This is a genomic window from Persephonella sp. (genome assembly GCF_027023985.1).
GTDB lineage: Bacteria > Aquificota > Aquificia > Aquificales > Hydrogenothermaceae > Persephonella_A.
Genome location: NZ_JALVTW010000018.1, coordinates 1 through 16236, shown reverse-complemented (window position 1 = coordinate 16236; position 16236 = coordinate 1). Strand labels below are relative to the sequence as shown.

General features: G+C 33.4%; 18 protein-coding genes and 2 rRNA genes. 12 read left to right on the top strand and 8 right to left on the bottom strand.

The window, feature by feature from the left end; all coding sequences use genetic code 11:
• The first annotated feature begins 16 nt into the window (after positions 1–16).
• From argS to MVE07_RS05435, 3 genes are read left to right on the top strand one after another with little or no spacing between them, the layout of a single operon-like run.
• Positions 17–1678, top strand: a complete 1662-nt coding sequence (argS, locus tag MVE07_RS05445) for an arginine--tRNA ligase (protein WP_297455108.1) — start codon at positions 17–19, stop codon at positions 1676–1678.
• Between the two features lies 1 nt (position 1679).
• Positions 1680–2474: an SPOR domain-containing protein gene (locus tag MVE07_RS05440; RefSeq protein WP_297455105.1), complete on the top strand. Its 795-nt coding sequence runs from the start codon at positions 1680–1682 to the stop codon at positions 2472–2474.
• A 19-nt stretch (positions 2475–2493) separates the two neighbouring features.
• Positions 2494–3513 (top strand): LptF/LptG family permease, encoded by a 1020-nt coding sequence (locus MVE07_RS05435; RefSeq protein ID WP_297455102.1) that lies wholly within the window; start codon positions 2494–2496, stop codon positions 3511–3513.
• Here MVE07_RS05435 and aroA read toward each other — a convergent pair whose 3' ends face one another.
• The 5 genes from aroA to hemA are packed head-to-tail and all read right to left on the bottom strand — an operon-like array spanning position 3514 to position 8039.
• The gene (gene aroA / locus MVE07_RS05430) at positions 3514–4812 is read right to left on the bottom strand and encodes a 3-phosphoshikimate 1-carboxyvinyltransferase (protein WP_297455101.1); all 1299 of its coding nucleotides are present in this window, start codon (positions 4810–4812) and stop codon (positions 3514–3516) included.
• Positions 4813–5736, bottom strand: coding sequence for an AAA family ATPase (locus MVE07_RS05425; RefSeq protein ID WP_297455097.1), 924 nt, complete (start codon positions 5734–5736; stop codon positions 4813–4815).
• Positions 5737–5738: 2 nt separating this feature from the next.
• Positions 5739–6209, bottom strand: coding sequence for a lipopolysaccharide transport periplasmic protein LptA (gene lptA / locus MVE07_RS05420; protein WP_297455094.1), 471 nt, complete (start codon positions 6207–6209; stop codon positions 5739–5741).
• A gap of 2 nt (positions 6210–6211) precedes the next feature.
• The gene (gene lptC, locus MVE07_RS05415) at positions 6212–6724 is read right to left on the bottom strand and encodes an LPS export ABC transporter periplasmic protein LptC (RefSeq protein WP_297455091.1); all 513 of its coding nucleotides are present in this window, start codon (positions 6722–6724) and stop codon (positions 6212–6214) included.
• Complete coding sequence (gene hemA / locus MVE07_RS05410) at positions 6714–8039, bottom strand: glutamyl-tRNA reductase (protein WP_297455088.1); 1326 nt, start codon at positions 8037–8039, stop codon at positions 6714–6716. Before hemA ends, lptC begins: the two co-directional genes overlap by 11 nt.
• Positions 8040–8140: 101 nt before the next feature.
• Between hemA and MVE07_RS05405 the strand changes: the two genes are divergently transcribed.
• From MVE07_RS05405 to MVE07_RS05370, 8 genes are all read left to right on the top strand, one after another.
• Positions 8141–9682, top strand: coding sequence for a sodium-dependent transporter (locus MVE07_RS05405; RefSeq protein WP_297455085.1), 1542 nt, complete (start codon positions 8141–8143; stop codon positions 9680–9682).
• Positions 9683–9794: 112 nt separating this feature from the next.
• Positions 9795–10217 carry a nucleoside-diphosphate kinase gene (gene ndk / locus MVE07_RS05400; protein WP_297455082.1) on the top strand — a complete coding sequence of 141 codons (423 nt, stop codon included), beginning with the start codon at positions 9795–9797 and terminating at the stop codon, positions 10215–10217.
• Positions 10210–10710, top strand: a complete 501-nt coding sequence (locus MVE07_RS05395) for a DUF4149 domain-containing protein (protein WP_297455080.1) — start codon at positions 10210–10212, stop codon at positions 10708–10710. The genes ndk and MVE07_RS05395 overlap by 8 nt, the downstream gene beginning before the upstream one ends.
• 34 nt (positions 10711–10744) lie before the next feature.
• Positions 10745–11134 carry a HAMP domain-containing protein gene (locus tag MVE07_RS05390; RefSeq protein WP_297455076.1) on the top strand — a complete coding sequence of 130 codons (390 nt, stop codon included), beginning with the start codon at positions 10745–10747 and terminating at the stop codon, positions 11132–11134.
• A gap of 15 nt (positions 11135–11149) precedes the next feature.
• Entirely contained in the window at positions 11150–12223 is a 1074-nt protein-coding gene (locus MVE07_RS05385) for a hypothetical protein (protein ID WP_297455073.1), read from the top strand.
• Between the two features lie 69 nt (positions 12224–12292).
• Entirely contained in the window at positions 12293–12649 is a 357-nt protein-coding gene (locus MVE07_RS05380; protein WP_297455071.1) for a roadblock/LC7 domain-containing protein, read from the top strand.
• 10 nt (positions 12650–12659) lie between these two features.
• Complete coding sequence (locus tag MVE07_RS05375; RefSeq protein WP_297455068.1) at positions 12660–13355, top strand: DUF4388 domain-containing protein; 696 nt, start codon at positions 12660–12662, stop codon at positions 13353–13355.
• Positions 13355–13909 (top strand): ATP/GTP-binding protein, encoded by a 555-nt coding sequence (locus MVE07_RS05370; protein ID WP_297455065.1) that lies wholly within the window; start codon positions 13355–13357, stop codon positions 13907–13909. Before MVE07_RS05375 ends, MVE07_RS05370 begins: the two co-directional genes overlap by 1 nt.
• Before the next feature lie 27 nt (positions 13910–13936).
• On the opposite strand, the gene MVE07_RS05365 is transcribed toward MVE07_RS05370, so the two are convergent.
• Positions 13937–15259, bottom strand: coding sequence for an amidohydrolase (locus MVE07_RS05365; RefSeq protein WP_297455063.1), 1323 nt, complete (start codon positions 15257–15259; stop codon positions 13937–13939).
• 124 nt (positions 15260–15383) lie between these two features.
• On the opposite strand from MVE07_RS05365, the gene MVE07_RS05360 reads away from it, so the two are divergent.
• Positions 15384–15995 carry a DUF3108 domain-containing protein gene (locus MVE07_RS05360; RefSeq protein WP_297455060.1) on the top strand — a complete coding sequence of 204 codons (612 nt, stop codon included), beginning with the start codon at positions 15384–15386 and terminating at the stop codon, positions 15993–15995.
• A gap of 1 nt (position 15996) precedes the next feature.
• On the opposite strand, the gene rrf is transcribed toward MVE07_RS05360, so the two are convergent.
• Together rrf and MVE07_RS05350 are read right to left on the bottom strand one after the other, a co-directional pair.
• A 5S ribosomal RNA gene (rrf, locus tag MVE07_RS05355) occupies positions 15997–16113 on the bottom strand.
• A gap of 48 nt (positions 16114–16161) precedes the next feature.
• Positions 16162–16236: ribosomal RNA gene (locus MVE07_RS05350) — 23S ribosomal RNA — on the bottom strand; the annotation flags it as partial.

Here is a 16236-nt window from a genome sequence, read left to right as displayed (position 1 = left end):
CTGAAGAAGGAGAAAAATGAAACAGGAGCTTAAAGAGAAAATATTGACCACATTAGAAAAAGAAATACCACAGGTTAAAGAAGTTGCTGATAAAATAAAAATTGATATTCCAAAGGAAGACAAATTTGGAGACCTTTCAATAAATGTTGCCTTTTTACTTACAAAAACTCTGAAGAAAAAGCCTCTGGATATAGCAAATCAGATTAAAGAAATTCTGGAGAAGCTGCCGGAATTTTCAAAAGTTGAAGTTGCCGGAGCCGGATTTATAAATCTGTTCTTATCACAGGAATATTACAAAAAAGTTTTAGAAACGATATTAAAAGAAAAGGACAATTACGGAGCCGCTAAGGAAAAAAATCTTGGCCGGGTAAATGTTGAGTTCGTAAGTGCAAATCCAACAGGACCTCTCCATCTTGGACACGGTAGAGGAGCAGTTGTAGGAAATGTTCAATCAAATCTGTTTGAGTATATTGGCTATAAAGTAGATAGGGAATTTTATATAAATGATGCCGGCAACCAGATTAAAAAATTAGGTGAGTCTGTATATGCAAGATTTCGCCAGATAGAAGAACCTGATTATCCATTCCCGGAAGATGGATATCACGGGGAGTATATAAAAGAGATAGCACAGCATCTATATAAATACGAAAGGGAAAAAATACTCTCTTTTGTTGATAAGCAGCAGGCTATAGATTTTTGTGCAGAGTTTGCCAAAGAGATGCTTTTAGAGAAAATAAAAAATGACCTTAAAGAGTTTGGTGTTGAATTTGATATATGGTTCAGTGAGAAAAAGCTTTATACCTCCGGAAAAGTAGACGAGGCTATTAACTTTCTGAAAGAAAAGGGTCTTATTTATGAAAAGGAAGGTGCAGTATGGGTAAAAACCTCCATTTATGGAGATGACAAAGACAGGGTTATTATAAAATCAGATGGTTCATATACATACTTTGCAGCAGATATAGCCTATCATTATGATAAATTCCAGAGGGGATATGATTTTGCCCTGAATGTTTGGGGTGCAGACCATCACGGATATTTCCCAAGGCTAAAAGCTGCGGTTAAAGCCTTTGGTGTGCCAGATGACTGGTTAAGGGTGATTTTCATTCAGCTTGTTAAGCTGTTCAAAGAAGGCAAAGAAGTCAAAATGTCCAAAAGGGCAGGTGAGTTTGTAACCCTGAAAGACCTAATAAACGAAGTAGGCAAAGATGCTGTTATATATTTCTTCCTAACCAAAGACAGTAATACACACCTGAATTTTGATATAGACCTTGCCTTAAAAAAATCATCAGAAAACCCTGTCTATTATGTCCAGTATGCCCACGCAAGAATTTGCAGTGTCTTCAGGGAGGCAAAAGAAAGATTTGGACTTGACCCTGAAAAAGATTTTGAAGCAGATATATCCCTTCTAAAAGAAGAGACAGAAAGGGCATTAATAAAAGACCTTGCCTTTATACCGGATTTAATCAGAGAAGCAGCTATTAAACAGCAACCCCATAAGCTAACACAGATAACCTATGAACTTGCATCCCAGTTCCATTACTATTACAACAACTTTAAGTTTTTAATTGGTGATGACGAAAATTTAATGAGGGCAAGACTGTATCTTTTAAAAGCTATTAGGGAAGCCCTTAGAACACTTTTTAAGCTAATGGGAATAACTCCTGTAGAGAGGATGTAAAATGGACCAGGATTTAAAAGATGCAATAAAGAGGATTGAAGAAGTAAAAAATAGACAGGAAAAGATAGAAAGAGTAATAATATTTTTGTCAGGAATTTTTATTGTTATTGTGTTTGCTATCATAGGAGTTTATCTGTATTCAGGAAAAGATAAAACTGTATCTGAGCCGGAAGTTAATATTGTGGCCGAAAACACCCAGAAACCTGTAAATCCTGTTTCTACTCAGCAGGCAGCACAAAATCAAGAAGTAAAAGAAAATCAAGCCGATATATCCCAAGCAGAACAAAAGCAGGAAGTAAAGAAAGAAAACAAGACAGAAACCACAGCAGAGGAAGCAATTAAAAAATTAGAAGAAAAGACAGCAAGCCAGGTAAAAGCCGTTAAACCTGAAAAGAAAAAACAGGAAACTCCAAAACAGGTCAAGAAGGAAGCAAAACAAAATACAGCTAAAAAATCCGAAAATACTAAAGCAACAACAGCAAAAGCAAAAACAGAAAGTAAAGAAATTGCTAAAAAAACAGAAAAGGTAGCTAAAAAGACACCGGTAAAGACAAAAACTTCTGGTAAACCTGTAGTGGTTTCAAACCTTCCATCAGGTTATTACATACAGATAGGAGCATTAAGTTCTTTATCAAATGCTGAAAAACTTAAGAAAAAGCTTAATCTTCCAAATGTTTATATTCACAAAGAAGGAAAACTATATAAAGTTTTAATAGGAAGTTTTAAAAATAGGAAAGAGGCTTATCAATTTAAAAAGAAACATAATCTTTCAAAGGGATTCGTCCGTAAGCTGTAATTATGCTAAAATCTTATAGATGAAAATACTATATCGTTATATCAGCTGGAATCTGATAAAAAACTTTTTACTGCTTATTGGTTTTTTTTCTATTGTAATTGTATCTTCCCAGCTTCTTCACCTGCCATCTATTTTGTATCATATAGGGCTTTTTAAATTTTTACAGGTTTTGTTTTTTGTAAATCTTTCATTTTTAAAATATCAGGTATTTTTTGGATTTTTTATTGCTTCTCTTATAGTTGGTTATTCGTTACGGGAGAATAGGGAAATATATGCGATTTATTCTTCAGGGGTTTCCCGGGGGCAACTTGTTTCTCCTGTTATATGGCTATCAATTGTTTTTGTGATACTTGCAGGTATTATAAGTCTTTTTCTTGTGCCATATGCAAACAGGGAAAGGGCACAGTTCATAACAATTAATGTTAAGCAACATATACTTGATTCTGTTTCAGAAAAAAACTTTATGAAACTTTCAGAAAGGCTAACTATTTACGTTGGCAAAAAAAATGAAAACTCAATGGAAGATATCTTTATATATAACGGAAATGGTGGACTGAGCATATCTGCAAAAAAAGCGACATTTAGAGGAAATCATATAATCCTAAAAAATGGCTATATACAGATTCCTTCACAGGAAGGTTTTAACCTGCTCAAGTTTGAAAAGTATGATTTCGATTTATCTGTAGATTATATGAAAAAGTATGAATTTGAAGATATGGAGAATGAAAAGCTGATTGAGATTATAAAAGAAAAAAATAACGGGCAAAGGAACAGGGCTATCGCAGTTTTAACGGATAGGATTTTGTTTACTATTCCATTTTTGTTTATCGGGATCATTGGGTTTTTGATGGGAATTCAGGTTGAAAAGAGCAGAGATACTTTAATTGGCATTGTTGTTATTATCTCAATTATTTATATGGCATTTAATACTTATTTTATAAAGCTAATCCAGAAAGGCAGTATCAATCCTGCTGTTTATGCAATTATCGTTATAGCTTATTTTGGGGCTATACTTTTCTGGTTATACAGGAAAAAATAATTACTTGTGTATTACAGACTGCAGGTCTTCATAAAATGTAGGATAGGATATATACGCACAATCGGCATCTTTTATTTTAATACCATTTTCAGAGATTAATCCTAAAATGCTGAAAGCCATGGCAATCCTGTGGTCTTTATAACTATCTACGATACCACCTTTTATTTTTTGTTTGCCACGGATAATCATACCGTCTGGTAGTTCTTCTATCTGTAATTCAAGTCTTTTGAAATTCTCAACCACAGCTTTTATTCTGTCACTTTCTTTTACCCTTAATTCCTCGGCACCTGTTATGATTGTTTCTCCTTCTGCCTGTGTTGCTACTATTGCAAGGACAGGAATCTCATCAACCATTGAGGCAATATCTTCTTTTTTAATCTCTATTCCTTTCAGGTCAGGAGAGTATCTGACTATTATATCTGCAACCTGTTCTCCGGCCTTTTCTCTTATATTTGTGTATTCTATATCTGCTCCCATTTCCTTTAGTTTTCTGAAAAATCCGTCCCTTGTGGGATTAATTAAGATATCTTTTAGAGTAAGCTCAGAATCGGGAACAATCACTGCAGCAGCAGCAAAAAATGCAGCTGAAGAAGGATCTGCAGGAACATCTATTTCTATCGGGGATAAAGATTTTCCGGACTTTATACTGACTTTATAGGTGCTGTCTTCATCTATTTTTATATCTGCCCCCATTGAGATAAGCATTTTTTCTGTATGGTCTCTTGATTTTACAGGTTCTTCAACGATAGTTTCTCCTTCAGAGTTAAGTCCTGCAAGCAAAAGGGCAGACTTTACCTGGGCACTTGCTTTTTCATTAAAGAAGTATATTCCTTTCAATCTATTTCCTTTTACTGCAACAGGGAGAAGATTATTATTATTTCTTCCATACAAAATTGCATTCATTTCTGATAAAGGTTTTATAACCCTTCCCATAGGTCTTTTCCTAAGGCTATCATCCCCTGTCATAACTGCGAACAAATCCTGCCCTGCAAGAACGCCCATAGTCAGCCTTGTTGTTGTTCCTGAATTACCCATATCAAGAATATCATCAGGTTCAGTAAGCCCTTTTAATCCTTTTCCATGAACTTTTAAAACCTGATTTTCATCTTCTATTTTTACACCTAATTTTCTGTATACGCTAAGGGTTGTTAATGTGTCCCCTGCCCTGAGGAAATTTTTAACAGTGCTTATTCCGTCTGCAAGGGATGTGATTATTATTGCTCTGTGGGAAATGGATTTATCAGAAGGAACTCTTAATGTTCCTTTAATTGATTTTACTTTTTTTATTTCTTTTTCCATTCATCCCTCAATAAACAGTTTATAAACTAAATACATAATACCTATAACGTTGGCAATTATCAACGAGTATATGATGATTTTGTTTCTGGTAAATAGGTCTATTGAATCACTTCCCACCATATCAGGATTAAGGGTTTCTTTTGCTGCATCTACATTTTCAGGTTTAACAACAAATGAACCTAACATAAATGCAGACATTAATGAACGGGAAGCAAGTATGTTTATTAATCTTGGGATACCTTTTGAGTATTTATGTATTTTTTTAACTGCTTTATCTTCAAATCTAATGTTTCCTTTACCTGCTATTGCGAGACGGTGATATATATACCTGAATGTTTCATCCTCAGATAACGGAAATAGTTTTATTTTGTTTGTTATTCGCTGATTTAACTGTCTTAGTTCAGGCAGTTTTAATTTTTTATCAAGCTCAGGCTGTCCCAGAAGTATTATCTGAACAAGTTTTTCATTTTCTGTTTCCAGATTAGAAAGAAGTCTCAGTTCTTCCAGCGTTTCAACAGGAAGATTTTGGGCTTCATCAACAATAATCATTACTTTTTTGCCCTCTTTTACTTTTTCTTCAAGAAAATCCCTGAATTTTTTTAGAAGTTCATGTTTTGAATCTGCTTCAATCTGAATTCCTAAGTCTTCAAAGACAACTTTTAGAAACTCATCAGGCTGTAAATTAGGTGTCAGTATAAGGGCATATATAATATTGTCTTTCAGTGAACTGATGAATTTTCTTATAACTGTTGTTTTTCCTGTTCCCGGTTCTCCTGTAATAACACAAAAACCCTCACCATGTTTAACTACATATTTAAGCAAATCATCGGCTATTCTATGGGCTCTGGAAGGATAAAAATATTTATGGTCTGGCGTTATTTTAAAAGGGTCTTCTTTTAGACCGAAAAACTCTAAATATGTCATGGTTATTTCTCCCCTTGTTCTTCTTTAGGGAAGAATATGGTTCTAACTCTTTTCTTTTGACCGACAACCTCTGCTTTTTCTGTATCAAGATAATATATGATTTTCTCCCCTTCTATTATGTTATTATTTTGCTGTAGTTGTGCATTGCCTGTTAGTATTATGTAGTTTTTATCCTTAAAATATTCTGCTTTATCACTTTTTCCTGTTCTATTTCCTTTTTTAAAATGAACATGTCCTATAGCTATTATTCGGTTTATATCTCCTTTCTGGTCAAGGAGTATTTTTAACATGTCTGAGTGTAGAACAAAATCTTCTTTTTTAACGACAACATTTCCTTTATATATAAGTAGATTGTCTTTTTTAGAATAGTTTAAAGTATCAGCTTCTATAACAATAGGTATTTGTTTTTTTCCTGTTGTTTCTGCATATATTGTTCCGGTTATTAGCAAAAAAGTTATAAGAAGTCTTAGCATACTTAAGAACCTCTGTATATGGTTTTTACATTTTCAAGTTTCATATTTTCCTGTTTTAAATTTATAAAAATATTTTCTCCCAAGGTTTCCATATTATCAGATACAAGCTTTACTTTTGTTGTATTATAAGCTCTTCGTTCATTAACAAGAATTCTTAACTTATCTGTATATAACTTCATTTTGCCTGTTGTTATTTTAACATTCTTAAATAAATCCAGGAAATTTTTCCTTTTGTGATATGTAGCTTGCTCTGAATTAATAAAGATAGTTTCATTATTTTTTATGTATTTAAGATTGAAATTATCTATTAGTATTCTATTCTGAAGTTCTAACATACTTTTACCTTTTAAGATATATCTGTCTGAATTAACACCGACTAAGGTAAAGTTTTCTATTTTTCCTTGCACAGGTTTTAGCTTTGATATTTCTATTCCTGTGAATATTTGGGTTATCTGGGAAAACAAAATTAAAATAAGAAAGAATACAGCAACATAAAGCAGTATCTTATTTTTCACTGCCTTTTCCTTTCTTAGAAGGTGTCTTGTTTGTATGTTTTCTTCTTAAATCCCATCTTGAACTAAACATATCTTCAAATATCTCTACATACAGTTCGCTGTTTTCTTTAGTGGCTTTGTCTTTTATATACATTGTTGGACGATGGAGAAGTTTGTTGATTATAGCCCTGACAGCGAGGTCTATATTTTCTCTTTCCTTTTCATTTAGATATGGCATATCCCTAAATAATCTTTCAAGCTGTGCTTCTCTAATTTCATCTGCATAGTTTCTGACCTTTGATATAACAGGATTTACCTTCAGTTGTTTTAACCATTTATCAAACTTGGTCACCTCTTCTTCAATAAGGAGTTTTGCACTTTCTGCGGCGATTTTTCTTTCTTCCAGGTTTTTATCTACTACTGTTTTAAGGTCATCTATGTTGTATAAAAATACATTTTCCAGTTCATTTACGTCGTCTGCTACATTTCTTGGGACAGATATATCTATGATGAACACAGGTTTCCCGTGTCTTTGTTTTTCAATGGATTTGAAATGCTCTTTCCTGAGAATAGGCTCTTTTGCACCTGTTGAGACAATGATTATGTCTGCTTCAGGGAGAAATTCAAACAATTTGTTAAATCTTATTGCTGAACCGCCGAACTCATCTGCCAGTTGGACGGCTTTTTCAAATGTTCTGTTTGATACAAAAATATGTTTTACCCCTGAAGATGCCAGATGTCTCGCAGCAAGCTCAGCCATTTCTCCGGCACCAAGGAGAAGAACATTTTTGTCTGATAAATCTCCGAATATTTTTTTTGCAAGTTCAATTGCAGCATAGCTTATTGAGACAGCCCTTTTGCTTATGCCTGTTGAAGTTCTGATTTTTTTGGAAACATTCATTGCTTTATCAAAAAGTCTTGTCATTATATGTTTAACTGTTTTCTGTTCTCTAGATTTTGAGAATGCATCTTTAAACTGGCATACAATTTGAGGCTCTCCAATTACCATGGAGTCTATGCTGGAAGAAACACTGAATATATGTTTGATCGCTTCTTTATCTATGTATAGAAATACATACTTTTTTAGTTCATCAATTTTTATTCCTGAATATGATGAAAGTATTTTAAGAATTTCATTAAAAGAGTTCTGTATATCATCAGTTATTCCATAAATCTCAACTCTGTTACATGTAGATAAGATGCAACTTTCATAAATTGTTGGAATTTGGTTTAGTTTTGATAGGATTTCAGGATACATATCCTCTGTGATGGCTAACTTTTCCCTTATTTCAACTGGAGCAGTTTTGTAGTTTAAACCTGTTGCGAAAATTTCCATTTAAATCCCTAAGTAATTATTGTCCATACCTATAATAAGTTATTATATATAATATGCTTTGTTTTTGATACTAATCAACAAAACAAAAATATGGGGGCAAAATGATAAAAAGAGAACATTGGGGCAGTAGGATAGGACTTATTCTTGCTGTTGCCGGAAATGCTATAGGTCTTGGGAATTTTTTGAGATTTCCTGTTCAGGCTGCTGATAATGGTGGTGGTGCTTTTATGATTCCATATATGATTTCTTTGCTTTTGCTGGGAATACCACTTCTATGGATAGAGTGGGCATTGGGAAGATATGGAGGAGCAAAAGGGCACGGAACAGCGGTGGCAGTTTTTAACTATTTGTGGAAAAATCCAATTGCAAAATATTTGGGACTTTTGGGAATTTTAATTCCTTTAGTTGTAGTGGTTTATTACACATATATAGAATCATGGACATTGCTATATAGTATTTCCAGTTTGCTTGGAAAAATGCCTTCAACACCTATAGATGGCAATGTGGAGAATTATTTAAAGCCCTTTGAAAATTTTCTTGTTCAGGAAATAGGTCTAAACTCTAAAAGCTCAATTTTTCTAACACCTCCTATAGAAACCTATATAATCTTTGTTATTACCCTTCTTATGAACCTTTATATTCTATATAGGGGAGTTAGTGCAGGTATTGAGAAAGTTGCCAAATTTGCAATGCCTGCAATCTTTATTATGGCGATTATTCTGATGATTAGAGTATTTACACTGACTTCTCCAGATGGAAGAAATTTTTTGGATGGTCTTGGATTTCTATGGAATCCTGATTTCTCAGCATTGTTAAATCCTAAAGTATGGCTTGCAGCTGCAGGACAGGTGTTTTTTACTCTTAGTGTTGGATTTGGGGCAATCCTAACTTATGCATCATACATAAAACCTAAGGATGATATTGCCCTTAATGGTCTTGCTGGTGCATCTGTTAACGAGTTTGCTGAGGTTATTCTGGGAGGCTCTATTGCAATTACTGCATCTGTTATATTCTTTGGAATAGCAGGAACACAGCTTATTGCAAGTAAAGGAGCTTTTGACCTTGGTTTTATGAGTTTACCAGCAATTTTTGCTAATATACCTTTTGGCCAGTTTTTCAGCTTTATATGGTTCTTACTGCTTTTCTTTGCTGGTATTACATCCTCTATTGCCCTTAGTCAGCCTGCAATAGCATTTCTGGAAGATGAACTGGGATTTTCAAGACAAAAGGCTGTGTTTTCCTTAGGAGTGTTTTTATTTATAACATCACATATTCCTATTTTTATAAAAGGTGCCCTTGATGAACTTGATTTTTGGGTAGGAACATTTGGTCTTGTAATTTTTGCCCTTCTGGAAGCTGTTTTATTCTTCTGGATTTATGATTCAAAAAAAGCATGGCAGGAATTGACCAGAGACAATGATATAAAAATTCCTGATATTTTTTACTATATTATGAAATATATTGCACCTGGATTACTCCTGATAATACTTAGTTTTTGGGCTGTTGAAAAACTACCAGATAAACTTACCCAATCAAACACAGGAATTTGGATAGCAAGAGGATTCATACTATTTGTCCTTGTTTTTGGAATTGCTTTAATAAAAATTGCCTGGAGCAAGAAAAATGAAAGAACATCTGCTTAATACATACGGAGCTTTATTTATGGCAATATCATGGGGTATTGTAATAGGCCTTAATATCTTTTCATTCTATAAGATACTGTATAATAATAGAAAAAACAAAACGGAGGATTAAATGGCAGTAGAAAGAACACTTATGCTAATCAAACCAGATGCAGTAAAAAAAGGAGTTGAAGGTAAAATCATTGCCCATGTTCAAGAAAAAGGATTCAAACTGGTTGCCTTAAAAAAGTTAAAGTTAACTAAGGAACAGGCTGCACAATTTTATATAGTTCATAAAGAAAGACCATTTTATGATGAGCTATGTGAGTTTATGTCTTCAGGGCCTATTGTTGCTATGGTATGGGAAGGAGAAAATGCAATAGAGAGAATTAGAGAAATTATGGGAGCAACTAACCCTGAAGAAGCTGCAGAAGGAACCTTAAGAAAGCTTTACGGAACAAATATAGGTGAAAATGCTGTTCATGGCTCTGACTCTAAAGAGTCAGCAGATTATGAAATACCTTTCTTCTTTAGCAGGTTAGAAATAGTTGAATAGATATATTGATTTACTGGTTTTATTACTGATAGGTATTTTAATAGGAGCCAATATATGGACTACCTTTGTTGTGGCTCCTGTTATTTTTTCCCATTTTGATAAAAAAACTGCCGGCGAAATAATGAATCTCATTTTTCCTTATTATTTTGCTTCAGGCTGGATAATTGGAATAGTTATTTATACCCTAATAGGAATAAAATCTATAAAAGATAAAGTAATTATAAAAAAATATTTGGGTTTTATTATTGCTCTCTCAATTCTTGTTTTATCCCATATGGCTCTTCATAAGACAGTTCTCCCTATGGCAAGGACAATCAATTATCAATACTATCAACTCCTCCAGGAAAATAAAAAAACAGAAGCAGAAAAATTACACTCAAAATTTAAAACTGTTCACACAGTTTCAAGCATAATTAACTTATTTAACCTTGCCCTTGAGATTTATTTGTTTCAATATTATTTTTTAAGAGGACGAAAAGAAAAAGAAATTTAGTCCTTAAAACTTTTAATGGCTTCAGGAGGAAATTATGGAGAAAAGAAAATCTGTTTTAAATGAAATATCCTGGATAGTGCTTGGTGGTTCTGTTTTAGGTTCTCTTTTTGTCGGAGTGCTGGTTTATTTCCTTTTGAATTCAGCAGGAGTAGAAGATGCATTAATGAAAGCCATATATTCTATAATAATCATACAGATTGCCTTTCTTATCCCTGTCTATCTTATTAGAGTGCTAATAGACAAATATATAATCTCAAAAATAAAAGAAGTAACCCACGCTTTAAAAGAAGTTAGTATGGGGAATCTTGATTATGAAATAAAAGTTGAAGGAAATGACGAACTTGCCGAGCTTGCAGAATCTTTCGAAAGAATGAGAATAAGTATGAAAACAATAATAGAAAAACTTGAAGAGGGTGAGCTATAAAAATATGAGGGAGTTATGGGATTTGATGAAAAGTTAAAACAGATACTTGATAGGTTATATACAGAAACAGGGGCATCTTTTAGTGGTATTTTTAGGGAAAGTAATTCAGAAATAATAAAAACTATTTACCCCGGGAAGAAGAAAAATCTTTCCGAGCTTATTAAACTTATAATAGAAAGGGGACATCAGACAAATGAAATTATAGAGGATTTTGGTGAAGAATATATATATGCAGAAGGCGAAGATATATCTATATTTGTAATATTCGTAACACCTGAAATCTCGATAGCTTCAATAGTTGAAGGCGATACAAGATTTGCACTTTTGAAACTTGTTCATGTTGCAGCGGCAAAAAAAATTCGCCAGTTTCTTACTGGACCTGAGGAAAAAACAGAAACAGAAGAAAGTATTGAACAACCTAAAATAGAAGAAATTGAAAAACCAAAAGAAATACCTGAAGAAAAACCCGAAGAAAAAAGTTTTGAGGAGTTTATAAAAGAAACTCCGGAAGTAGTTCCATTGGAAAAAGAAATACCTGAAATTTCACAGGAAGAGAAAAACGAAATAACAATAGAAGATGTTCGGGATAAATTTGCAGAGGAATTGGAAGCAATAGAAGAGACCGAAAAAGAGGAATTACCACAAGATATACATGAACTTGAAAGTGTATTATCCTCACCTCAAGAAATAGAAGAGGAAAAAGGTGAAGAAGAAAAAATATCGGAGGAAGAAATACCTACTCTGGAAGAGATATTAGGTGTTAGTGAACTACCACAACAGGTAGAACAAGAGAAAAAAGAAGAAATAATTGAAGAAAAAAAAGAAACTGAGACAGAGCCTATATTTCATAATATAGAAGAATTTGAATATTATGACCCTTCTGTTCTTGATAAAATAAAAGAAGTACTTGTTATGGAAATTGGTCCTATTGGAAATTTCCTCTTCAAGAAAAGATTAAAAGAATTGAATATAAACCCCGAAAAGATAACACAGAAAGATCTGGACAACTTAATAAAGAAGTTATTAACTGATATTATAGATACTAATAGAAGGGAGAACTTTATTAAGAAAACGTCAAAATTTTTATGATATAGAACGTGTTATAGACATATAAATTGAGTTATTCTATAAAAGTTTGCACAGACCAAGGAGGTTGATATGGCAAGGTTTGACGAAATTCTTCAAAATGTGATAAGGAATTCTGGAGCAGAGGGAGCGGTGCTTGTAAGTCCAGATGGTTTAGCAATAGCTTCAATATTACCGGAAGGTGTAGATGAAGATAGAGTTGCTGCTATGGGTGCAGCCATACTTTCACTTGGGGAGAGAGTAACAAGTGAATTAAATAAAGGGAATCTTGAGCAGTTATATGTAAAAGGTTCTAAAGGTTATATGATATTTACGGGAATAGGAGACCTTGCAGTCCTTGGGATACTTGCCCCTGCAGATGCCAAATTAGGTTTACTACTAATGGAAATAAAGAGAGCAGCAAAACAGATAGAAGAAAACTTAGTTTAAAGGTTAGAATATGGCAATTACAGGAAATTTAGAAACTTTTAATTTTATTGATATTTTCCAAATATTAAAAAGAGATAAAAAAGACGGAATTCTTGTAGTAGAATCTCCTGCAAAGAAATTTGCAGTTTATTTTAAAGAAGGAGATATGGTATATATCCGGGAAGTAAAAAAGGTATTTTATATATATCTTGATCTTGATTTTAATCAGGTATTACAAAAAGAAGGCATTACAAAAGATGAATTATACCAGTATCTTGTATCCAGACTTCCTTTATTACTTGGTGTTAAAAAAGGTAACTTTTCCTTTACACCGGGATTCATAAAATATCCACCTGATATAAAACCTGTAATACCCCTTGAAAAAATAATTATGTATCTAAGCAGACAGTTATCTCAAAATGAGGTTGACCGTAAAATTTCGGATATGAAATTAAAATTTGAAAAAGCTGAAAATTGGGAAGAGATTGCCAATAGATCTCATTTAAGCGAAACAGAGAAGAAAATTCTTTCTTACATAGATGGAGAGAGGACAGTTGAAGATATTTTAAATGAAACAAGTATCAATAAATTAACTCTTCAAAGAATACTTTACGGCTTTCTTGCCACAGGATTAATAAGAAGGAAGAAACCAAAAACCAGAAAAATTGGATTTGACCTTACAAAAAAACTCTTATCAAAAATAATAGCAAGGATTAAGGGATTATAATGGCAGTAGATAAAAAGAATACGAAACAAAAGCAGATTAAAATAGTTATAGCAGGTCCTTATGCGGCAGGAAAAACCCAATTTATTAATACTGTTAGTGAGATAGAAACTGTTCAAACCGAAGCCAGAACAACAAAAAAAGGTGAAAAAGAAGTAAAGGATCATACTACAGTTGCGATGGACTTTGGAAGAATTACTATAGATGATGAGCATGTTCTCTATCTGTTCGGGACACCGGGGCAGTCCAGATTTGATTTTATGTGGGATATTCTTGGAAAAGGGATGGTAGGGCTTATAGTTCTTGTAGATTCAACAGACCCTCAAACATTTCATGAAGCCCGTAGAATAATAAATTATTTTGAATCAAGATATCCGGCACCTTTTATTGTAGGCTGTAATAAACAGGATTTAAAAGGTGCATGGGATCCAAAGGATATAAGAATAGCCTTAGACCTTGATGAAGATGTTAAAGTTGTTCCACTTGTGGCAAAAGACAAAGAAAGTGTAAAAAATGCCCTTCTGATTTTACTTGAAGAAATCGCAAAATACCTGTGATAAAAACCCGCATAAAGCGGGCTTAAATTACTTTCTAATTGCTTCTATCTTTTCTTTCCAGTAGTTTGCTTTTTCAAGTAGGTATTCTTTATCTATAGGTAAAACTTCTTTGTTTAAAACTTTAACCTCCCCATTTACAATAACAGTATCAATATCAAGTCCACTTGCAGAATAAACAATTTGGGTATAAGGGTCATATACAGGATTTATATGAGGCTGAATAATATCAATAAGCACAATATCTGCTAATTTACCAATCTCAATAGAGCCTATTTTATCCTCCATTAGTATTGCTTTTGCACCCCATCTTGTTGCCATAAGCAAAGCTTCTTTTGCATTAACCACAGTTGGATTTTTGTTTACTCCTTTGTGTAGTTTGGCTGCTGTTGATATTTCGCCTATAACATCAAGATTATCATTTGAAGCCGTTCCATCCGTCCCTATTGCAACATTTACGCCTTTTTCAATCATGGTGGGAACCGGAGCAACACCGGAAGCAAGTTTTAGATTACTTTCCGGACAATGGGCTATTTTTACACCTTTTTCTGCAAGAATATCTATTTCTTCTTCTGAAGGGTAAACCATATGTGCCGCTAAAGTCCTTTCAGATAACACACCAAGTTCATTTAGATGATGAACCGGTGTTTTTCCATATTTTTCCTTTATTGTATTAACCTCAAACTCTGTTTCTGCAACGTGTATGTGATACACAATGTTATAATCCTCAGCTACTTTGTAGGCTTTTTTTAAAGTCTCCGGAGAACAAGTATAAGGTGCATGAGGACCGATAGCGGGAACAACATAAGGATGATTTTTATACTCTTTTATAAAATCAATAGTCTTTGCTATACCCTCATCTGGAGTTTTTGCTCCAGGGGTGGGAAAATCAAGAATACCAGTTGATAAAACTCCTCTAATCCCAACTTCTTTTATAACATCTGCAACGGCATTTTCATAAAAATACATATCTACAAATGTTGTTGTTCCAGTCCTAAGCATTTCATAAATAGCAATCTCAGTTCCATCCTTCACAAATTCATAACTTACAAATTGCCCTTCCGCAGGCCATATATATTCTTCCAGCCATACTTTTAAAGGATTGTCACTACCATATCCTCTAAGTAATGTCATTGCAGCATGGGTATGGGTATTAATAAGTCCCGGAATGGCTATCTTCCCTTTACCGATGATTGTTCTTCCAAAATACTCATTTTTTTTATTTTGTCCTATATCTATGATTTTTCCATCTTTTACAACAATGTCTGCATTCCTAAATTCTGTTAAGTTTTCGTCCATGGTAAGGACAAAGTCTATATCAGTGATTATTAAATCAGCCTGTTTTAAAGCCATTAAAAGCCTCCTTATTGAAATTGTTTAATAATTATACAATAATAGCCCTATGAAACATTTATTGATTTTTTTGCTTATTAGTGGGGTTTCTTTTGCATCAGAACTGCAAAAGGATTGTTATAAAGTGTCTTACTTATTTTTTAATGTTGCCAGAAGTTGTATATCTTATGAAACAACAAATAAAGAAATTAAAACTTTTGCAAAAGCACATACAATAGGATTTTTAAGATTCTTAAAAGATATAAAGTATGAAGGAAATGCTATATCAGATAAAAAATTTAACACTAAAAAATTTCATTTTTACAAGAAGGAAAAATCTTATATTGAAATACATGATTATTTTTTTAGCAAAAAATGGATTTTATACAAAAAAATAATTATTAAAGGAGCGAATGAAAAATTAATCAAAAAGAAAATAAAAAACCAAAATTTTATGGATCCTCTCACAGCAACACTTTATTATTACAGGCAAATAATAAGCAATGAAGCTATCAAAAAAAGAATCTTTTTTAATGGAAAGAGTTATTTTGTGCCTTATGTTAAAAGACAAAAGTTACAGCTTGGCAATAAGAAAGTCATATATGTTGAGATAGACCCTACAAAAATAAATGTTGGGGGAATATTGCAACCGACAGGGATATGGAAATTGTGGATAGATACTAATAAACCAAGATTATATAAAGCAGAAATAAAGATAAAGGTAGGAACAGTTAAAATAAATTTGGAAAATAATTAATACCCGGCACCGACCAACTTTCCCGACCGCTCGCGCGGCCAGTATCATAGGCGCTGGGGAGCTTAACTGCCGGGTTCGGAATGGGACCGGGTGTTACCTCCCCGCTATGGGCACCGGGCAACTGGCCATAGAATAAGGGTAGGATTTCAGGCTTGTTAAGAAGTAAGAGGCCAAGCCTCACGGGCGATTAGTACCGCTCGGCTCCACCCATCGCTGAGCTTCCACCTGCGGCCTATCAACC